The 20,058-nt window shown below is 38.1% G+C and carries 21 protein-coding genes and 1 riboswitch; of the genes, 12 read left to right on the forward strand and 9 right to left on the reverse strand.

What is annotated here, in order from left to right; translation table 11 throughout:
* The first annotated feature begins 109 nt into the window (after positions 1–109).
* The 6 genes from BN986_RS13975 to BN986_RS14000 all read left to right on the forward strand — a co-directional run bounded on the left by BN986_RS13975 (position 110) and on the right by BN986_RS14000 (position 6,656).
* Positions 110–1,429 carry a cytosine permease gene (locus BN986_RS13975; RefSeq protein ID WP_040981176.1) on the forward strand — a complete coding sequence of 440 codons (1,320 nt, stop codon included), beginning with the start codon at positions 110–112 and terminating at the stop codon, positions 1,427–1,429.
* A 264-nt stretch (positions 1,430–1,693) separates the two neighbouring features.
* Entirely contained in the window at positions 1,694–2,464 is a 771-nt protein-coding gene (locus BN986_RS13980; protein ID WP_040981178.1) for an SDR family NAD(P)-dependent oxidoreductase, read from the forward strand.
* A 22-nt stretch (positions 2,465–2,486) separates the two neighbouring features.
* Positions 2,487–3,050 carry a TetR/AcrR family transcriptional regulator gene (locus BN986_RS13985; RefSeq protein ID WP_040981180.1) on the forward strand — a complete coding sequence of 188 codons (564 nt, stop codon included), beginning with the start codon at positions 2,487–2,489 and terminating at the stop codon, positions 3,048–3,050.
* 574 nt (positions 3,051–3,624) lie between these two features.
* Positions 3,625–4,923 (forward strand): MFS transporter, encoded by a 1,299-nt coding sequence (locus BN986_RS13990; protein WP_244445008.1) that lies wholly within the window; start codon positions 3,625–3,627, stop codon positions 4,921–4,923.
* Positions 4,924–5,031: 108 nt separating this feature from the next.
* Positions 5,032–6,132 (forward strand): flavin monoamine oxidase family protein, encoded by a 1,101-nt coding sequence (locus BN986_RS13995; RefSeq protein WP_040981184.1) that lies wholly within the window; start codon positions 5,032–5,034, stop codon positions 6,130–6,132.
* 269 nt (positions 6,133–6,401) lie between these two features.
* Entirely contained in the window at positions 6,402–6,656 is a 255-nt protein-coding gene (locus BN986_RS14000) for a hypothetical protein (protein WP_040981186.1), read from the forward strand.
* 287 nt (positions 6,657–6,943) lie between these two features.
* On the opposite strand, the gene BN986_RS14005 is transcribed toward BN986_RS14000, so the two are convergent.
* The 4 genes from BN986_RS14005 to BN986_RS14025 all read right to left on the reverse strand — a co-directional run bounded on the left by BN986_RS14005 (position 6,944) and on the right by BN986_RS14025 (position 10,193).
* Positions 6,944–7,666, reverse strand: a complete 723-nt coding sequence (locus BN986_RS14005) for an RpnC/YadD family protein (protein WP_040981188.1) — start codon at positions 7,664–7,666, stop codon at positions 6,944–6,946.
* 53 nt (positions 7,667–7,719) lie between these two features.
* Positions 7,720–8,124 carry an Rpn family recombination-promoting nuclease/putative transposase gene (locus BN986_RS14010; RefSeq protein WP_052400803.1) on the reverse strand — a complete coding sequence of 135 codons (405 nt, stop codon included), beginning with the start codon at positions 8,122–8,124 and terminating at the stop codon, positions 7,720–7,722.
* A gap of 699 nt (positions 8,125–8,823) precedes the next feature.
* Entirely contained in the window at positions 8,824–9,264 is a 441-nt protein-coding gene (locus tag BN986_RS14020; protein WP_040981192.1) for a PH domain-containing protein, read from the reverse strand.
* A 62-nt stretch (positions 9,265–9,326) separates the two neighbouring features.
* Positions 9,327–10,193, reverse strand: a complete 867-nt coding sequence (locus BN986_RS14025) for a LysR family transcriptional regulator (protein WP_040981194.1) — start codon at positions 10,191–10,193, stop codon at positions 9,327–9,329.
* Between the two features lie 155 nt (positions 10,194–10,348).
* On the opposite strand from BN986_RS14025, the gene BN986_RS14030 reads away from it, so the two are divergent.
* From BN986_RS14030 to BN986_RS14050, 5 genes are all read left to right on the forward strand, one after another.
* A complete protein-coding gene (locus BN986_RS14030; RefSeq protein ID WP_052400804.1) occupies positions 10,349–11,773 on the forward strand; it encodes an MFS transporter in 1,425 nt (474 codons plus the stop codon).
* A 283-nt stretch (positions 11,774–12,056) separates the two neighbouring features.
* Positions 12,057–12,791, forward strand: a complete 735-nt coding sequence (locus tag BN986_RS14035; RefSeq protein WP_040981197.1) for a helix-turn-helix domain-containing protein — start codon at positions 12,057–12,059, stop codon at positions 12,789–12,791.
* Between the two features lie 67 nt (positions 12,792–12,858).
* Complete coding sequence (locus BN986_RS14040) at positions 12,859–13,251, forward strand: VOC family protein (protein ID WP_040981199.1); 393 nt, start codon at positions 12,859–12,861, stop codon at positions 13,249–13,251.
* A 306-nt stretch (positions 13,252–13,557) separates the two neighbouring features.
* A complete protein-coding gene (locus BN986_RS14045; protein WP_040981200.1) occupies positions 13,558–14,037 on the forward strand; it encodes a PaaI family thioesterase in 480 nt (159 codons plus the stop codon).
* A 225-nt stretch (positions 14,038–14,262) separates the two neighbouring features.
* On the forward strand, positions 14,263–14,535 hold the full coding sequence (locus BN986_RS14050; RefSeq protein ID WP_040981202.1) for a hypothetical protein: 273 nt from the start codon (positions 14,263–14,265) through the stop codon (positions 14,533–14,535).
* Positions 14,536–14,594: 59 nt separating this feature from the next.
* Here the strand turns inward: BN986_RS14050 and BN986_RS14055 are convergent, their stop codons facing one another.
* From BN986_RS14055 to BN986_RS14075, 5 genes are all read right to left on the reverse strand, one after another.
* Positions 14,595–15,404: an energy-coupling factor ABC transporter ATP-binding protein gene (locus tag BN986_RS14055; protein ID WP_040981204.1), complete on the reverse strand. Its 810-nt coding sequence runs from the start codon at positions 15,402–15,404 to the stop codon at positions 14,595–14,597.
* Positions 15,397–16,245 carry an energy-coupling factor ABC transporter ATP-binding protein gene (locus BN986_RS14060; protein ID WP_040981206.1) on the reverse strand — a complete coding sequence of 283 codons (849 nt, stop codon included), beginning with the start codon at positions 16,243–16,245 and terminating at the stop codon, positions 15,397–15,399. The genes BN986_RS14055 and BN986_RS14060 overlap by 8 nt, the downstream gene beginning before the upstream one ends.
* A complete protein-coding gene (locus BN986_RS14065; RefSeq protein WP_244445009.1) occupies positions 16,242–16,994 on the reverse strand; it encodes an energy-coupling factor transporter transmembrane component T family protein in 753 nt (250 codons plus the stop codon). Before BN986_RS14065 ends, BN986_RS14060 begins: the two co-directional genes overlap by 4 nt.
* Positions 16,995–17,236: 242 nt before the next feature.
* Positions 17,237–17,839 carry a hypothetical protein gene (locus BN986_RS14070; protein WP_040981208.1) on the reverse strand — a complete coding sequence of 201 codons (603 nt, stop codon included), beginning with the start codon at positions 17,837–17,839 and terminating at the stop codon, positions 17,237–17,239.
* 25 nt (positions 17,840–17,864) lie between these two features.
* A complete protein-coding gene (locus BN986_RS14075; RefSeq protein ID WP_198136796.1) occupies positions 17,865–18,602 on the reverse strand; it encodes a nucleoside phosphorylase in 738 nt (245 codons plus the stop codon).
* 422 nt (positions 18,603–19,024) lie between these two features.
* Positions 19,025–19,127, forward strand: a riboswitch (TPP riboswitch).
* A 90-nt stretch (positions 19,128–19,217) separates the two neighbouring features.
* Here BN986_RS14075 and tenA point away from each other — a divergent pair.
* On the forward strand, positions 19,218–19,913 hold the full coding sequence (gene tenA, locus BN986_RS14080) for a thiaminase II (RefSeq protein WP_040981212.1): 696 nt from the start codon (positions 19,218–19,220) through the stop codon (positions 19,911–19,913).
* Positions 19,914–20,058 lie beyond the last annotated feature (145 nt).

The raw sequence follows: 20,058 nt of genomic DNA on the forward strand, positions 1-20,058 counted from the left end.
GAATGAGTTTTCCTGCTACTGCACCTTTATTTGTCGGAATATTCGAATTAAAGTGTTTTTCCGATCATTCGTTTTTAATGATTTCAACTAATAAAAAAGGAGCAAGGATATGGACAATCAAACGCAAAAGAGTACAAATAGAGATGAAGCACTTAAAGCGGTACCTATAAATCAGCGTCAACATTGGCTGACACCAGCTGTTATTTTCGGCGGTTTAGAATTTACGATTCCTGTCCTGATGGTAGGTGCTACATTAGCAGGAAGCTACGGTCTTGGGAAAATCTTTTTCATTTTAGTTATTTCCCTTTTTGTAATTCAATGGGCTGGGAATACATTACAGGGCTATATCGGAGCGAAAACCGGGCGCTCTTCTTCCGTAATTGCCAGAACAAGCTTTGGATCTGTGCAAGCTAGGCTTATCGTAGGACTAACTATTTTTATCATTTCCTTAGGGTGGTGGGCGGTTCAGACAGCAGTGGCCGGAAATGCGATTGCTGCAATGTTTGGGGTTGACTACACGCAACAGTGGGGACTTTGGGCGCTGATTACGGTAATAGCAGGACTAACTTTTGCAGCACCCTCCATTATTGGATATGCTTCTATGAAATGGACAGATTACATTGCAGTTCCAGCAGGTTTATTGCTGATTGGTGGAGGAATTTACTATGCATTAAGAAATACTGGCTGGGAAACAATTTCAAATTGGAGCCCAGAACCTTCGATAGGAATTTTAGGAGCAATTAGTCTCGTTATTGGAGTGAATGTTTCCCAATGGGTTATTGCTTCAGACTATACTCGATATGCAAAGCCTACATGGAAAGATAATCTTCTTATCCCCATGGGAATAGCTGTTGTCGGATTTCCTTTATTTATTGTCGGAGCAGTGATGTCCGTTGGTGTAGGAGATGCAGATATAGTTAATGTAATGCTGAATTTAGGCTTTCCAGTTTGGGGATTTTTAATTTTATGGCTTGCTACATGGACAAGTCAGCTGGTGAATAACTACAGCATGGGATTGGCACTGGCTAATATGCTTAATGTGAATTCAAATAAGGGACGAGCCTTGCTGACATTTGCAGGGACCATCTTGGCGATAATTGTTGCGCTTGCAGGCATTTTGGATTATTTTATGGACTTTTTATACTTAACAGCACTTATTTACCCAGCAGTTGCAGGAGTTATGATGGCAGATTTCTTTTTCATTCGTAAACATTCATGGAAGGATCAGCCTGGTTGGAACTGGATGGCTACGATTGCATTAGTTATTGGTACAGCAGTTGGTTATATTACGCAATACGTTGTCTTCTTTGGACTTCCAGCTGTTCAATCATTACTTGTTGCTGCCATTGTTTATTTGATTGCCATGAAAGTGAAAGCGAAAGTTGCCCCAGACCATTTTACAGAAGTAATGAAAAGTGAACGAATGTAACGAGTTGAAGAAAGTATTTTTACTGAAACAAATTTTTCCGCCTTGTATCGAAAAGAGAGACGCACTAATAGTTTTTCTTTTTGATACAAGGCTTTTTTACTGTGTATCAGGGTACTTTCCTTTGATTGGAACCTTTTGTTCTTTTGTCTATGAATTACGTTACATAACCTTTACTTTAAAAGAAAAATCTTTGTTTGACATTCTACCTATCAATAGGTAGAATAAAGTCATTCAATAAAACAATACGAAAGTGAGGAAATAAATATGCAATTTCAAAATAAAACTGTCATTATCACCGGTGGAGGTACCGGAATTGGCCGAAAAGCAGCAGCATTATTCTATAACGAAGGTGCTAATGTCATCATTAATGGTCGTAGAGAAGAGGTATTGAAAACAACAGCCACAGAGATTGATCCAACTGAACAAAAAGTAAGCTTTGTAGCAGGAGATATAAGTAACCCTGAAACGTCGAAAGAGCTGGTTAACAAAGCTGTTGAATTATTCGGTGGAGTTGATATACTGGTTAACAATACTGGAAAGTTTGTTCCAACTCCATTTACCGAATATACACCGGAAGATGTGCAATCTTATCTTGATGTGATTGTGAAAGGAACTCTTTTTACTTCCCAAGCAGTCATCCCGGAAATGAAGAAACGTGGACAAGGTGCCATTATTAACACTGGGTCTATGTGGGCTCTCCAACCGGTAGAAGCAACCCCTTCAGCTGCTTATTCTGCAGCTATGGCTGGAAGACATGCAATGACTAAAAATATGGCGGTTGAATTAGCAGTAGACAATATTCGGGTAAATGCGGTAGCTCCTGCTGTAGTGGAAACGCCAATTTATAATAATTTCCTTTCAGATGAGGAAGTTCCAGAAGTATTAGATTCATTTAATGAGTTCCACCCTTTGAAAAGAAATGGGCAACCAGAAGATGTTGCAAATGCCATTTTATTCTTAGCAAGTGAATCAGCTTCTTGGATCACAGGAACAGTTATGCCTATAGATGGTGGAGCTACAGCAAGGCTGCGTTAATAATAAAGATAAAGGTGATTGAATGGCTAAAAAAGAGAATACGGAAACAAAAATTATTGAAACAGGAGAAAAGCTCATTCAAGAAAGAGGAATAAATGGATTTAGTTTTGCTGATATTGCAAATATAGTAGGGATCAGAAAAGCAAGCATCCATTATTATTTCCCAACAAAAACAGATCTTGTGAAAAGTGTATTAGAACACTATATTAATCATTTTTTTACTTCTTTAGATGATCGTTGCTATACGCTTAGTTCTCTTGAAGAGATACTCACTGCGTATACAGACCAATTTAAAAACAGTTTACAGAAAAATTATCAAGTATGTTTATGTTCAATGCTATCAATGGAATCTTTTTCTTTAGATAATGAATTGCAACAAGAGATCCATACATTTTTTAATAAAAATGTATGGTGGATTCAAAAAAAATTAGAGGAATTTCGTATTCCGGAAGAACAAGCAAGTACGATGGCGAATCATCTATTTGTAGTAGTTCAAGGAGCACAATTAATTACTCAAAGTTCAAAGGACATCTCTTATTTTGATTCCATCGTTTCTAAAGAGATTCATTCTATTATTTCAGGTTAAGGATTGCTGAGGGCTCATACTGAAAAGGTTACTGACCTCACTAGGAGAACATTAATGTCATGAAAAGATGATGTCAAACACTCATTGTAGACATCATCTTTTCATTCATATCTTTGAAAAGAATTTAAAAGATTTACTATATTGAAAGTTTACAAGAATAGGTGAAGCTCTTTCTGTTCTAAAACGGCTGGGAATTATTCACTTTTTATCTCAAGGGCTATAATCCATCAAGGTATGATTAAAAATAATGGCTATGACTGAAGCGGATATAGCCTGACATTCACATATACTGAATAATGCTAGAGTGATAAAATCCCGGAAAGAAGGCTGTTATGTGATTTATCACGGAGAACGGGCCATAAAATTCCCGTCTCCAAATAAAGAGGGAGATAAGGGGCGCTAACTCCCTGAATCACTCAACTAGCAGTGGTCCTCATTTCTGAATTTATCCATTTTTTTGCATAATTTATATGAGACATAGTTCATTGAGATTCAGCTCATCAAACAGGAATTATTAGCCTATAGAACATGGGGTAAATCGTGTACTTATTAAGAGATAGACCGGGAGAAGAAGGTGTTTACTTTGGTTGGTGAGAAGAATAAATTAGCACAAGGGTATATAGATAATCCAGAAAAACAAAAACAATTATACAAACGTACATTGATCATTGTCGTTATTTCACAAATGTTTGGTGGAGCAGGATTAGCTGCTGGAATAACGGTAGGTGCGCTGCTTGCTGAACAAATGCTTGGTACAGACGCCTTTGCAGGTCTGCCAGCAGCTTTATTTACATTAGGATCAGCAGGATCTGCATTAATTGTAGGAAGGCTTTCTAATCGTTTTGGAAGGCGGATGGGTTTGGCAACAGGGTTTATAACAGGTGGTATTGGAGCAATAGGCGTTGTACTTGCTGCTGTTCTAAATAATGTCATTTTACTATTTGCTGCTTTACTCATATACGGTGCAGGTACGGCAACGAATTTACAGGCGCGTTATGCAGGCACAGATCTGGCAACGAATAAACAGCGAGGTACCGCTGTGAGCATAGCGATGGTTTCCACCACATTTGGAGCCGTTGCTGGTCCCAACTTAGTGGATGTAATGGGAAATTTTGCACGTTCTATTGGTGTACCAGAACTAGCTGGGCCGTTTATTTTATCTGCTACAGCATTTATATTGGCTGGTATTTTTTTGTTTATCTTTTTACGGCCAGATCCATTTATTATTGCTTTAGAAATCAATACAAATAAACATCATAATGAACAAGGTGCCCGTCCTCAAAAAAATCTTATTTATAAAAAAGGGATTATCGTTGGAGCAATCATCATGGTACTGAGCCAAATTGTAATGATTGCGATTATGACAATGACTCCTATCCATATGGGAGATCATGGTCACAGTCTGCGGGCAATAGGACTTGTGATCGGTTTTCATGTCGGTGCGATGTACTTTCCATCCCTTATTACAGGGGTACTTGTAGATAAGTTCGGCCGTACTGCGATGGCAATTGCTTCTGGAGCTACATTGCTTCTTGCTGGGATCGTAGCAGCCATTGCTCCTGGAAGCTCCTTATTTTTCATGACAGTAGCGCTGATTTTGCTTGGCTTAGGATGGAATTTTGGCTTAATAAGCGGCACGGCTTTAATAGTAGATTCAACTGAGCCTGAAACGCGTGCGAAGACGCAAGGAACAGTAGATGTGTTTATTGCATTAGCTGGCGCGAGTGGCGGCGCTATGTCAGGAATGGTTGTTGCTGGTTCAAGCTATGAAATGTTGTCGCTTGCCGGCGGTGTTTTATCCTTGGTACTCATTCCAATTGTGGTTTGGACGATCAAGGGTAAAAGTAATAGTTCAGAGAATAATATGAAATAGAAATAATTCATAGCGATATAATTAGCTTGCATTTTTCAAAGGTAAAAGTTGCTTATTTGTAAGTGAATAAGCAGCTTTTTAAAATAACTATCGGAAAGAGGAAAAAATATGAAACATCCTGTTGTTATTGTTGGAGCGGGTTTATCAGGTTTACATGCCGCGTCTAAGTTTACCGATAAAGGAATTCCGTGCCGCGTTTTAGAGGCAAGAGACAGAATAGGAGGAAGGGCCTTGAGTGCTACAGATCCAAACAGACCTGATTGGGGTAATTTTGATCTTGGAGCAACCTGGTTCTGGCCACAATATGAAAATACAATCGTTAAAACAGTGGAAGCTCTTCATGTAGAAACATTTGTTCAATATACGGAAGGTGCGATGCTGGCAGAACAATCCCATCAGGAAGCGCCAAAACGATTTGTGCTTCCTGATAATCCCAATGCTCTATCGATGCGTTTTAAGGGAGGTGTTCAATCTCTTATTGATGCAATAGCGGATAGGATTCCTCAGAGAGTGATTGAAAGAAATACACAAGTAAAAGCAATTCAAATCGATAAAGAGGATTCTATTGTTATTGAAACAGAACTTACTGATGAAAAAAGAGAGAAAATATTCGCAAGTGCTGTTATTCTGGCTTTACCGCCTCGGATTATAGCCAATCATATAGAATTTTCTCCATCTTTGTCCTCCAGTCTTCATAATGCTCTTTTAGATAAAGCCACTTGGATGGCGGGGCAAGCAAAAGCTGTTGCAATTTATGATCGTCCTTTTTGGAGAGAATCAGGACTTTCCGGATTTGTATCAAGCAGGGTTGGCCCTTTGCAAGAAATTCATGATGCTTCTCCAGAACATGGATGTGGAGCATTGTTTGGTTTTATTGGAATACCAGCAAAAATTCGGAAAGAACTTGGTGAAAATGAAATCAAAGAAATGATTATTGACCAGTTAAGCAGGCTTTTCGGAGATGATGCACAAAACCCAGAAACCATTTTATATAAAGATTGGTCAAATGATATTGAAACAGCTGTTGAGGATGATTGGGAACCGCTCAGAAATTTTCCGATATACGGTCCAGAAAAGATAATAGGACAATGGCAGGATAAGCTATTTTTTGCTGGTACGGAAAGCGATTCCCAATTTGGAGGACATCTTGAAGGCGCACTCCGATCGGCTGAAACAGCTGTTGATGAGATTATAAATTTAAAAAACTAATCTTTATAGAGCGTGTTCAAATGCCCCAGTATTTCTGATAAAAATAAAAATGCACCTCCAGCGAAATGTGGTGAGGCGGGAGTATCCAAACAACCCCAAATACCAATTTGCGAGGTGCATTTTCATGGAATTACGATGGGATGGCTTTGACAAAGAAACGAACACATTCTGGTTTATCAGGCAACCTGTGACAAGCGGTTTGGTCTCCCTTTGAAGAAAACCCGTTCTTTTATGGGCCTATTCAGCAAAGTTCTGCTATTCAGGAAGAAATGCTTCGTTTTCGTAAACAAGTTGAACTGGCTTTTTCCCATGAATCGAATCAGCTGGGTTCCGTCCTGCGTCATAAGAAAGGACCTGTAAAAACAACGGAAAAGGTACAATCTTTTTTCATTATGCGGGATACGTTTCGACTGATTCAGCGCATTATCCAACATGTGCGGCAAAAGGTTTTACCGAAAAATCATGAAGAAAAAATAAAGAAGCTACAGAAGCAACAAATAGAACAGCTATCCTTTTTTCATTGATAAAATACCACAAGCAATCAGAATCTGTTTTAATATTTTGAAAACAAATACCCATAGTCGTCATATAGCGCATTTGAGTAATGCACACATCAAGTGCATATTGCATCTATTGGCAGGGTTGTTGTGTAATATCGTATTAGCTTTTTTGGAGCGCTGCTTCTTCACAAACTTTTATTGAAAAAATGAGAGAATCTTTTTAAAAAGTACAAGCAATTGCTGTACCTTAGGAAAAAGGAGAAACGGATTATATCTATCTCGTAAAAGCTCCTTTTCCATCTGTGCTCTAATTAATTTTCAAGTGATTTCCGCAGCTTCCTTACTTCCTCAAGCTCCAGACCAGTTAACTCAGCTATTTCTTCCTCTGCATAATCCCGGTCTAGAAGGTTTTTAACAAATTTTCGTTGCGTGTCTTTAACACCTTGTTCTTTACCCTGCTTTATGCCTTGTTCTATGCCTTGTTCCAACCCTTTTTTAGTTGCTTTTTCCTCAATTTCCCTGTACAGTCTGCCAAATGTCGGGGTGTCTCTTAACTGTTCTAAACCCATGATTATTTTCTCCTCCTTTTCATTTTGTGCAATGGGTAACGTTTCATACAGTTGTTCCTGCAAGTCTGATGGAATGAGCATCATATAATCAATGAAATACAATAATGCCGCGAGATAATTTGTGCGGTGTGAATATTTTTCAAATGCCAGGTTGAGAAGCTGCTGCTTGTAGCGAAGCATTTTTTCATGATCTTTAGCTTTCTTTCCTTTATTTTTACTGGCATAGATTCCTGCAAGCACAGCTAAAGCAAAGGGGTTATCCGATTTTTTAAGTTCTTTCGGGTCTTTTTCGTGAAATCGATAAGTGTTATAGGCATAGGTTAATTCGGTGCCGTAAAAAGAGTAATAGAATGCATCTTGATGCTCTTCTTGACTGGCATCTGTCAACAGAGCGATGGAATAGACAGGGTGATTTGTTTTGCCACGGAGAATCGCCCGTAAACCTCCCGTCTCAAAATAGAGCATGAAGATTAAACGTATGCAGGCGGGAGGTAACGGGCGCTAACTCCCTGATTCACTCAACTAACCTTCAGCGGGAGAAAAGCAAAAACTCCCGCTGAAGGAAGTTTCGTTTTATCATAAATCCGGTAAAAATATTTAAACATGCGTTCTGAAAATTCTTTTTTTCCAACCGCCTGCACTTCGATATGGATAAAGATATATTTTTCTTTTCCATTCTTTAGATGAACTTTGACTATTTTATCTGAATACTTTGTTCCTTTTTTGAATTTCATCACAAACTGAAAAAGCTCTAGATTTTTGAAGTCTACTCCTTGTTCAAAATCTATCTCCGGATACAAATCCGGTGCAAAGAATACCATGAATTCTTGAAAAAGTTCTTCAATCAATTTCTTCCAAAGTCCATCATAATCGGGATAATTTCCGCGATAACTATTTGTATTTTCTTTTATTGTGTTTAGCATTATTTTATCACATCTCCAAGTAATAATAAATTTGTTTTATCATACTGACTTTTTGCAGAGAAAGCAAAACGGAAGAATAGGGTTTTCTTTGTATGAAATGCTTGTATAAACGCATTTTCACCCTGGTATCTTGCGTTTTTTTGAGTCCAAAAGTTACGCATATTTAATTTTTAGAGTATTTTAGAATAAATAACAAATTATCGAAAAAGAAGGATTTTTTCCAAGTATAAAGATATACTTCTGTCGGAAAGATAAGGTGTTTTTTCAGGCATGGTGAAGTATAAGGAATGCATGTGAAAATAAGTTCTTGGATCTGTTGGTGGAAGACCGTTCTTTTTATAAAGGGGAGAAATTTTCTCTAATACAATCGGGTCATCTACATGATCGATATAATCTATCAGTTCCATATCGAAGCCGAGTGTATTATAATAATAAATAGGAGTTACTTCCAACTCCCAGAATAATGCACCTCTCTAATTAGATTTTTTGTTATTTTGTCATTTATAGCGCTCTGGAGGTGCATTTTATTTTTTTTCGAAAATGCAGAGGTTTTTGAACACGTACTTTAAGCATAATTGCCTGAATGTTTTTAATTATTTCATTTATTTTCATACAGTGTTCTTTCTGCTTCAACAAAATAGACCATATTTACCCCAACTGTTTTCAGACAAGTTGGGGTTCTTTTACTTGGATAAAGGTTTATTCCTGAATATGTACATTAGGGCATTGCTTTTTTAACTCTGTAATAAATTCTTTTCTATTCTTTGGCGAAATCTTTACACTGCCAAGTATGGCTGAATCGTAAAATAATTCAAGCCCATTCCTGGCAGATAAAATGCGATAACCAGTAAAGATATCTTTTGTGGGAGAAATTTTTCTTATGCTTTGATAGGCGATTTTACTCTTGAATGGTCCTCCTTTCACTAACAGATAATTTTCATAAAAAATATACTTGATCGAAAAAGACATCCATAACAGAAGCCCTGCTAAAATAATAAACATAGCAGTCATTATCATGAGGATAGCTATGGATGCTTCTTTATCAATGAGTGGAGGCAGTAGCGTTACGGCACCTATTAATAAAATCACGATAGATATAAACGTTACGAAAAACCCGTCTACTTTTGAACGAAAAATCATGGCGCATTACCACCTTTCTTACTGTTCCTACCCAACCATTATAAAGTGTTTTTCACTTTATTTCATTCATCCCAATGCAGACTCTGCTCTTTCATCAATGAAATCATTGCTTGCATAGCAGGGGAAAGCTGTTTATTTTTATGATTCACAATAAACGTAGCATTTCCTGTATGATTTAATGAAATAAATTCACCTAGAATTTGTCCGGAAGCAAGTTCCTTTTCTACTGCGAAATAGGGCAGGATGGAAAAACCGAGTCCGGAAAGCACGCATTGCTTAATTGCTTCCAAGCTGGAAAAATTTAATGTATTCTTTGCTTCAATTTGTTCTTCCTGTATATATGTTTCCAGCATCCTTTTATAACTGCAGCTTTCTTCGGTGGAGAGAATCGTATTTTCACTATCTTCTGGATCGACGGGCCTTACCAGAATAATCGATTCATCCTTTACTTTTTCAACCGTCAGCTCTTTATCAAACCAGTCATTTCTTTCTAAAACAAAGGCCATATCAATTTGTCCGTTCTTAAGCGCGGCAGAAATGTCTTTATTTTCAAGAGAGCGTAAAGATAACGTCACATCAGGATATCTTTTTTTGTACTCCATCAGGATGGTCGGGATCCTGTATTGTGAGAAGATTTCTGTAACCCCGACAACAAGACTTCCCTTTGGCGCATCATCCATATTCATGATTTCTGCTGCTTCATTGTATAAATCAACAATTTTAACAGCATATGGGTGAAATTGTGTTCCGTAGTTTGTCAGAAATACTTTTCTGCCGATACGGTCGAATAAAGGTTTTTTTAGCTCCTTCTCCAGCTCCTTCACGTGTACCGTCACCGATGACTGTGAATAATCAAGGTATTCTGCTGCACGTTTAAATCCTCCTTTTTCCACGATTGTTTTAAACGTAATTAAATGACGTAATTCCACCTATTTGTCCTCCTTGTCTAATAGTTTAATTTTATTAAACTATTTATTTAAAAAGATTCGTTTTATTAAACTGTTATGTATTAGTATAATCAAATCATGTTCTGTTGGAAAGGGGGAGAGCAGAAAAATTTAAAAATGAAAGAGAGGGCTTTAGTTTGAAAGAAAGATATCCAACATTATCTCAGCCGGCTACGTTATTAGGTTTATTTATTCTTTTATTAGCCGGTTTTATGACCATTCTTGATCTTTTTATAGTGAATGTCGCAATTCCGAGTATACAAGGAGATCTTGGTGCAAACTTTTCACAAATCGCTTTTATCGTTGCTGGTTACGAACTTGGTTTTGGCGTGCTTTTGATTACTGGCGGAAGACTTGGCGACCGTTTTGGGCGCAGACGTCTGTTTATCGTAGGGATGTTTGGCTTTACTATTACATCTGCGTTATGTGGGCTGGCAATTAATCCAGATATGCTGATCATTGCTAGAGTACTTCAAGGCCTGACCGCCGCGATGATGCAGCCGCAAATCTATTCATCCATCCGGGTCAATTTTTCAGGCAGGGAAAGAGGAATTGCTTTCAGTTTGCTTGGGATGGTATTAGGCCTTGCTGCTATTGCGGGTCAAGTACTTGGCGGTTTTATTGTAGAAGCCGATTTTGGAGGACTCGGCTGGCGGATGATCTTCTTAATCAATATTCCCATCGGCATTTTCTCCATTCTAACGGCGCGATTCATCCCGGAATCACATGCTCCGGAGCGTCCGCTGCTGGACTGGGGCGGAGTAGTCATTGTTAGTCTCGGACTGATTTTATTTCTTGTCCCGCTTATTGAGTCACAGAATCATGGCTGGACGATATGGAGTTTCTTATCCCTTGCGGCAGCAGCAGGAATACTATTTGGTTTTTGGCGGCATCAGGAAAGACGGCGCATTGCTAGAAGGCAGCCGCTGGTAGACACTATGCTCTTACGTCAACCTCGATTTGCCATGGGTGGCAGCCTCGTCTTGCTGATATACTCTACTTCGTCCGTGTTTTTCTTGTGCTATGCGTTATTAGTACAAACAGGGCTGGGATTAAGTCCGCTTTCCGCAGGGATTCTTTTTGTGCCTTGCAGTATTGGATTTACCGCTGCCTCCATAGCTGCGCCCCGCCTGGTAGAACGTTTTGGAACGATGACGATTTTTTGGGGTGCTGTTTTTTATACCTTCTCTTTTGCTGTATTAATTTGGCAAGTATGGACTGCGGGAAGCGACTTAGTAGCTGCTCATCTAATCACAGCACTTGTTTTTGTAGGGATTGGCCAAGGTTTAGTCATGACACCGCTCTTAAATCTGGTATTAGGATTTGTTGAAGAAAGCAAAGCAGGCATGGCCTCAGGAATTATTTCTACTTTACAGCAGGTCGGTGCAGCTATCGGTCTGGCAGCAGTAAGCATATTTTTTGGGAGTGTTGTTGCTGATGCTGCCGGGAGTGACAGCGGTCTATATGCTTCTGCTTTCGTCAGCGCAATGTTTTATAACCTTATTGCTTCATTGATTTCCGCGGTTCTGCTTTGGAAAATGTCAAAAGAGCGGGCGGAATAAAGCTGATTTATTGTTTTTAATATTATAAAACGGATAAAAGGGGAAAAGAGGCTTTCGTTTAAAAAGTCTCTTTTCCCTTTTGTAAAGTTAAATATTAATAGATTCTTGAAGGATTTTTTATAATAGTATTAAAGTGGGGAATAAAAAAGATTTATGATTTTTGCCTCTTCTCCATATATAATAGTCTTATTTGATATAATGAAATGAATAAATCTTTAAACTTAAAAATAGACGAAAATACTTCATAGTGATGTAGGGGCAAACAGGAAGGAGAAGCTGTCATATGTACAATCCTAAAGGAAATGGAAAACAAAAGACAGTACAACAAGTACAATTTATCGAGGCGGGACCACCAAGTCACTTATCACACTTAGTACATCGTTTTTTGGAAGTAAGGACTAACACCCCGCTGGATAATGACTACCTGTTTCATGCTTTACCCGACTCATGCACTTATATTATTTTTGACCAACTCAACACAGAGATTGCAGGAATTACGAAAATTCATGTCGCTTCTGAGGAGTTAAACCTCGGTAAAGAATTTCATTATGTCAATATTCGTTTCTTGCCCGGAGTATGGAAAGGTCAAGCAATCTATGGCGTAGTAAACGCAACCTATAGAGGTGTTTTGCCGCTTAACGAAATAAACAGAGAACTGGCTGGTTTAGATTTTACCGCTAAAAAGTCCGTGCTAAGTCAGTTCGTGGAGTTGCTGATTGAAAGAAAGATGATAGCTGCAAACCCAGTAACGGAAAAGATATTCACACATATTGAAAATATTCATACCGTAACTGATATGGCAGAGATCATAGGCATATCATCTCGGCAGCTCCAGCGAACTTTAGGACAAATAACAGGATTTGCTCCACACGATTTTCTTAAGGTGTTGCACCTGCAGCAGTCACTTGTTGGCGATAACTATCTGTCTTATTATGCTGATCAATCGCATTTTATACGTTCATTTCGCAAAGCAACAGGCTACACACCTACGAGGTATGCTAAAAAGTTTGATGTCTGATTTATACAATACACGTCACCTGCAGTTTACTATACTAGACATATAATAACCAAAGGGAGAGAATCATATGTCTAAACATGTAAACAAAGTGGCTTTTTTTGAATTGCCGGCTGATGATGTCGAACGAGCAAGCACGTTTTATAAGAAAGCTTTTGACTGGGACACACCTGAGCAAGGCGGAGGCAACGTGTGGGCATTTACTGCACCGACCGATGAGAAGGGCAATCCGATAGAGACAGGAGCTATTAATGGCGATATCCGCCAGCGTGACAAAGGATTTGATCGTCCGCTTATCATGATTTTGGTTGAGGATGTCGAGGCTCAACTGAAAGAGGTAGAGAACTCAGGTGGTAAAGTGATACATCCAGCACAAGATGAAAGTCAATTTGGCGGTCCAGTATGGGCAGTATTTAGCGACACTGAGGGTAATCATGTAGGTGTATATTCGTTTGAATCTTGAAGCATCAACTAATCTTGTTAAACATCCATTAAAAGTGAAAAGATAACAAGGAAAATAAAGATATTTATAAAATTTGAATGAAGGTGGAGAAGCGACTATCGTATTTTATCATAAATGAGAGTCATCATTCATTGTGCTCTTCGCTAAACAGTATATCATTGTAAAGATAAAACTTTTATATTAACGGATTTATCAGAAAATTATTGTACATGAAGTAAGAAATTGTATATAGTTAAAGTACAATAGAAGAAAAACCAGCTCATATTACAGATTTATGAAACATATTGTGTGAGAGGAGGAGTGACGGTGGAAGAAAAAGTGGATAAAGCAATACAGGATATTTATCCCGATGATTTCGCCTGGTGCTATGGATGTGGCCGATTAAACAAGGATGGTCATCATCTGCGAACAGGCTGGGAAGGGGATAAGACGGTAACCATTTTTACACCTGATTCAAAGTATATGGGAATACCGGGTTTTATTTACGGTGGTTTGATAGCTTCGTTAATGGATTGTCACGGATCAGGATCCGCAGCACTTGCTTTACACCGTAAGAACGGGAACGAGATTGGTGATGGAACGGTACCGCCCAGATTAATCACCGCAAGCCTCAATATGGACTTCCTTAAGCCAACTCCACAGGAGGTTCCACTAAAAGCAATTGGAACGGTGGAAGAGATCCATCCTAAAAGATGGAAAGTTCATACAGAAATCTTTGCAAATGATGTTCTCTGTGCTCGGGGAGAGGTCGTACTTGTTGTTATGCCCAGTTCGTTTATAAAATAAGAATGCTAAATCGAATAAATACTTTCTCACTATAAATCCAAACAATTTTTTAATGTAACGAAAACCGTCTTTATGGCGGTTTTTTAAATGGAGGAAAAATGAACATAAAAAAGAGAATATATGATATGCTAAACACTTCGATCAGGACATAGCCCGGATCACCGAAAGATATTATTTCAGATTGCTGCAGTGCTAATGTATTAACAAGTTGCTGGTATTGAAAAAATGATTGTTTTCATTTCTCTATTTATAGTAGGAGGGTGTTCATTATTTCAAGATGGTAATGAGGCAGAGCTTGAAAAAACAACGGTTAAAGAAGGATATTATTATCAACTGGAAGAGGTTACAAACGAATTATTTTTAAGTGACGAAGATGCACAAGAATGGATGAAATACTACTTAAAGAATAATCAGGATAAGGAAGTTAATAAAACAAGAAATTATTCCATTAAGAAAAGATCTGCAGGAGATATCAGAAAAAGTATTATAACAGAATAGTAAATAAGAAAAACCAACAAGTAGATGCTATTCGTTGGTTTTTCTATTGAGATAGAAGTTTAGTCTCTGACGACCCGATTCAGTTTTTCTATCAGTTCTTCTTCTGTTAAATAGCTGTTATCTATTCCAAGGTTTTTCGCTAATTTTAAAATGGATGGTTGTTCCAGAAAGGCTTTTTTTAGAATGTCCGCATGCATAAAAACTTCTTTGGTTGGACCGTCAAGGAGAACGTTTCCCTGATGAAATACAATGGTTCTTTCAAACACTTGTGCGGCAAAGTCCATATCATGCAGAATACAAAGAACTAATTTACCTTCCTTTCTGAGTTCAGCAATTATATTTTTCAGGATTTGTTTTCCGGCATAGTCTTGTCCCATCGTAGGCTCATCAAAGATCACTACATTGGTATTCATTGCTAAAATGGAAGCAACTGCAATCATCTTGCGCTCAGATAAGCTTAAATCATAAGGGTTTTGCTCTGCTTGATGTTCCAGTCCAACTTTTCGTAAAGCTGTTATCGCATTGGCTTGTGCTTCATCTTCGGTTTGACCAATATTTTGAGGTCCAAACATTACCTCATCAATTACTTTATTTTTAAAAATTTGGTCATTCGGATTTTGGAAAACCATGCCAATATCCTTCGCAAGTGTTGCAGCCGTTAATCGACTAATATCTTTTCCATTATAAAGTATGGATCCGGCTGTTGGTTTTAAAAGACCCTTTAACAGCTTTACAAAAGTTGATTTTCCTGCGCCATTTTGTCCGATAATTGCAGTAGATTCTTTCATTAAATGTAAATGTATACCTTGGAGGATCTTCTTTTCTGCTGTGTATGAGAATTGCAGCTTTTCTACTTTGATTTCATTCATTTTTAGTCACCAGGCTATCTGCGGGAAATTGTTCATATCGAACAGGGTAGAGCCCTGTATTTTTATTTGTTATCCCTAATCTTTTAGCAATTCGTGTGATGGTTGGTGCTTCCACTCCATGTTCCATCAAATCCTCCCGGGAAAATATATGATCCGGCGTATTGAAATCAATCAGTTTCCCGTCATCTAACAGTAAAACCTTATCTGCGTATTCTGCAATTTTTTCCATCTTTTGTTCAGCCATAATAATGGTAATTCCTTCTTTTGCAAGTCCTTCAACAACTTTAAAGACTTCTTCAGAACCTTGAGGGTCGAGCTGAGAAGTCGGTTCATCCAATATGAGAATATCGGGGCGCATGGCAATCACGCTGGCAATCGCAACACGCTGCATTTGTCCGCCAGATAAGCCAAATGGGAACTGATCCTTAATCTCAACAATATCAAGAAGTTCCAGACTTTCTTCAATCCTTTTTATCATTTCAGCACGCTCTAACCCCATATTTTCCAGACCAAATGCAATCTCTTCATAAACGGTGTATTTTGATCCGGTCATTTGGGAAAAAGGATTTTCAAAAACAAGTCCAACCTTTGTGATGATATCTTCTATTTCGACATACCTGACCTCAATATCTTCTATTAATACTTTGCCGCCATATGCTCCTTTGAAAAAATGCGGAACCAGACCTGCTAATGAAAAGCATAACGTAGATTTACCTGCCGTATTTCGCCCGATCAGCCCGATAAATTCTCCTTTTTCAAGCGTGAATGAAATATCGTTGAGCACTAATTTATCCGTATCAGGATATTTATATTTCAGATTCTGAACCTCTACAATTTTCATATAAAAAGCCTCCAAATGATAGTTCCTATTAAAGCAACGATTAATAATAATTGAATGATTCCTTGATATCGATATAATCTCGTTTCATTGAGAAATGTCTTTTGATGCTTCATATTAAAACCGCGCATTTCTAAAGCAATCGCTCGTTCCCGTGTATCATTGAGTGTATTTAAAACGACGGGGCCAATTAATGGAATAAAAGCTTTTGTTCGCACTAGCAAATTTCCCTCTGTTTCCATACCACGTGCACGCTGGGCATCTGTAATTTTGTCAACAGTGGCACGCATTTGCGGGATAAGCTGCAGTACAGAAAGAATGATATAACCAATCTTGGGCGACATGCCAATTTTAATTAATCGTTCTACAAGCTCGTCCGATTTAGTTGTTAAAATCAGTACGCCGAATGCACAAAGCATATTAATGACGCGTAAGGTTAATAAAAGCGCATAGGACAATCCTTCTTTATAAAAAGAAATCACACCAATTGAAAAGAGTACTGTTTCATTACTTTGATGAAATGCTCCTTGGACAATAATAATGGAAATAATAAGCAGAAGACTAAGAATAATAATAGGGAATATTTTGCGAAAAACTTTCCCGATGATTAACAGTGCAATGGTAATAGCAGTTACCGTAATAACAAACAAATGAACAGGTAAAATATATGTAATTGCAATACTTACGATGACATACATTATTTTTGTTAAAGGGTCCATCTTATGAATAAGTGAATCCCTTTCAACATACAACGCCAATGATGTAGCGATGATCACCAGCCTCCTTAAAAAGAGATAAGGGTTACCTCCTGTAATGGGGCAGGTAGGCAACCCCTCATGTTTCTATTTATCACGGAGAAGCGCCCGTAAAACTCCCGCCTTCGGATAAAGAGGGAGAATACATTTATTTAGGCGAGGATCAGGTAAGCTAACTCCTTGAATCACTCAGGCTAATTCAGTGGGAGAAAAAAACTCCTACCAAATGAAGTTTCGTTTTAAAGTTCTTCTATCTTATTATCACTGCGATAGACATTTGTAAGTGTTTTTGGTAATCCTTTAAAAATTAGAAAGGCAATAATTACGGTTACAACTTTGTCTGGAACATCTACGACGATACTGTTGCCAAATGAGGCTATCCAGACAGGAAAATCATTAGAAATTAAGAATGCATAGAAAGCATCGCCCCAGACGTTTCCAGTTTGACCTCCCCAAAAAGTCATATTCAGCGGTGTCGAGACAATTGCTGCAACGAACCCAACTACAAGGCCAATGACAACTGCTTTTTTGATATTGGCAATCCAGCCTTTGTAGGCCATCATTCCAACAATAAGCCCAATTGCTCCACTCGTGATTGCATAGACAGTAGAAATCGGATCGACAGTAATACCATAAATAAGATTATTAATAATTCCAGATGCTGCTCCAATAATTGGTCCAGCTAACATACTTGCTAATACTGTTCCGATTGCATCAAGCCACAAAGGCAGCTTCAACAGTCCGGCAAATAATTTTCCAAGATAGTTAATCCCGATTGCTGCTGGAATCAAAACGATTGCTGCCGTTGAAAGCTTAAGTGACCACATGCTTTTTGTGCTCATTTTTATTCCCCCTTTTAATTTATTTTTATGTGATAGAAGCAAGCGCTTCTAGAGCCACCTTAATTTGATGGTTTTCACCCTCCATCACTTTCTCTTCCGTATTCACAAATTTGTTGATACCGCTTTCTAAATTGCCTTCAGCTGTTACAACAACATTTAGGATGGAAGCTGTCCGCATCCCGCGTAAGCCTCCAATAACAAAGAGACTGGATGTTTCCATATCTGCTCCCAAAACGCCTTTATTGGACCAGTAAGCGTCAATTGCTGCTTCATTGTCTGTATAAAAGCTGTCATGACTTCTTACGAGGCCAAAGTGAGAGGGGAATTGACCGGTTTCGAGTGCTTGTTTTATGTTAGATAAAAGTTGATAATCTGGAACAGCGGGATAGATTTCTTCCATATAAGCCTTCGTTGTTCCTTCGTCACGAACAGCAGCTGTTGCGACAAGCAGATCGCCAAGTTCTATTTCTGGCTGCAGGGCACCACAGCTGCCAATCCGAATCGCATACTTGACGCCAATATTGGCAAGTTCTTCGACACCAATTCCAGTAGACGGTCCGCCCATTCCGGTGGACATGACAAGTATACTCGTTCCTTTGTAGGATCCAATTAGACTTCTGTATTCCCGGTTAAAGGTTAGCTCTTTTGGAGCGTCCAACCATTTCTTTAAACGCTCTACACGCGCGGGGTCACCTGGCAAGAGGACTTTATCAACCGCTAAATCATTTGCTAATTGGATATGAGGCTGAACTTTTTTATTCAACAATCTCACTTCCTTTTGTGAAGTATTTAACTTGATACGATGCAATTTTCTATGCATTTTATGTATACTAACCAAAACTGAGATGATAAAATATTTCCGTTTTCAATAATTATTTACTATTATAATAGATTATTTGTAAATATAATAGACCAATTTTCGTGAAAAATAACATAATGGGAAACATTTCCGGCGCGTGTTTCTGACATAAGAGGAAAATATTTTTAAAAGCAGGGCGGGAGGATAGCGCGCAATTGTTCATTCGAAAAGAGAGCTCCTATATAGTTTATCAGTTTTCCTGAAATGGAGAAGAAGTAGTTACATAAAAAGTAAAGAAGAGGAGATCCTGAACGTTTTCAGTATTATAAAAAGACTTGACTAAAAATTTTGTTCTGCTAGCATAATAGATAATCGCATAAATCAAAATTTTCTACTAGGGGCGCCGTAGAGGCTGAGATAAATGTATATTTAGCACCCTTAGAACCTGATCTGGTTAAGACCATCGGAGGGAAGTAGAATGTGTAGACGAACCATGCGCTGCTTTGACGTGTGTATGTTTTCGTATGCAGATACTTCCTTCTGTTAGTCTTTAGAAAAAGACTGGAGGAGGATTTTTTTATGAAATTTACTGATGAATTGCGTGCTGTAACAAAGGAGAGTTGGGAGCAGAGTTTAAATCACCCCTTTGTGCAAGGGATAGTGAAGGGAGATTTACCGTTAGAAACATTTAAGTACTATATCTTACAAGATATTTACTATTTAAAACATTACGGTAAGATTCATGCAATCGCTGCGTCCCAGGCAGAGGATTTTAAACTAACTGCTCTTTTAGCTGATAAAGCTCGTTTTACAGCAGAGGCAGAGCTAACAGTGCATAACGAGCATGCGGAGATATTAAATATTACGAAAGAAGATATTGATAACTTTAAACCAGCTCCAACTGCCTATGCATATACTTCTCATTTATATCGGGCAACAATGTCCGGGAATTTAGCTCATTCTATTGCTGCTATTTTACCTTGCTATTGGTTGTATGCAGACATAGGGAAAGTGAATGAATATGCAACACCGGAACCAGAAATTTATCGTAACTGGATTAAAATGTATGCTGGTGACCGGTTCCAAAATTCAACAAACGAAATGATTGATCTGCTCAACACGCTAGTTGAAGATATGAATGACAAGCAAAAAGAGAAAGTAAAAGAACAATTTATTATTGCAAAAGAATACGAACTTCTTTTTTGGGAAATGGCTTATACTTTTGAAGGATGGCTTTCGGAAAATAAAAAGTTTAACAGCTTGCTGGAAAAGTAAAAATTAAATCAATGTGAAGAAACAAACAGTACAGCGTTTAATCACGCTTTTACTCACTATTTTTCTTTAGTGTCTATGTCTAAAAAGAATAGTGAGTAAAAGCATGACAACGAGAGACTTTTGGCAAGATGGAAAACAACATAGC

It is taken from the genome of Oceanobacillus jeddahensis (assembly GCF_000750635.1).
Lineage (GTDB): Bacteria > Bacillota > Bacilli > Bacillales > Amphibacillaceae > Oceanobacillus > Oceanobacillus jeddahense.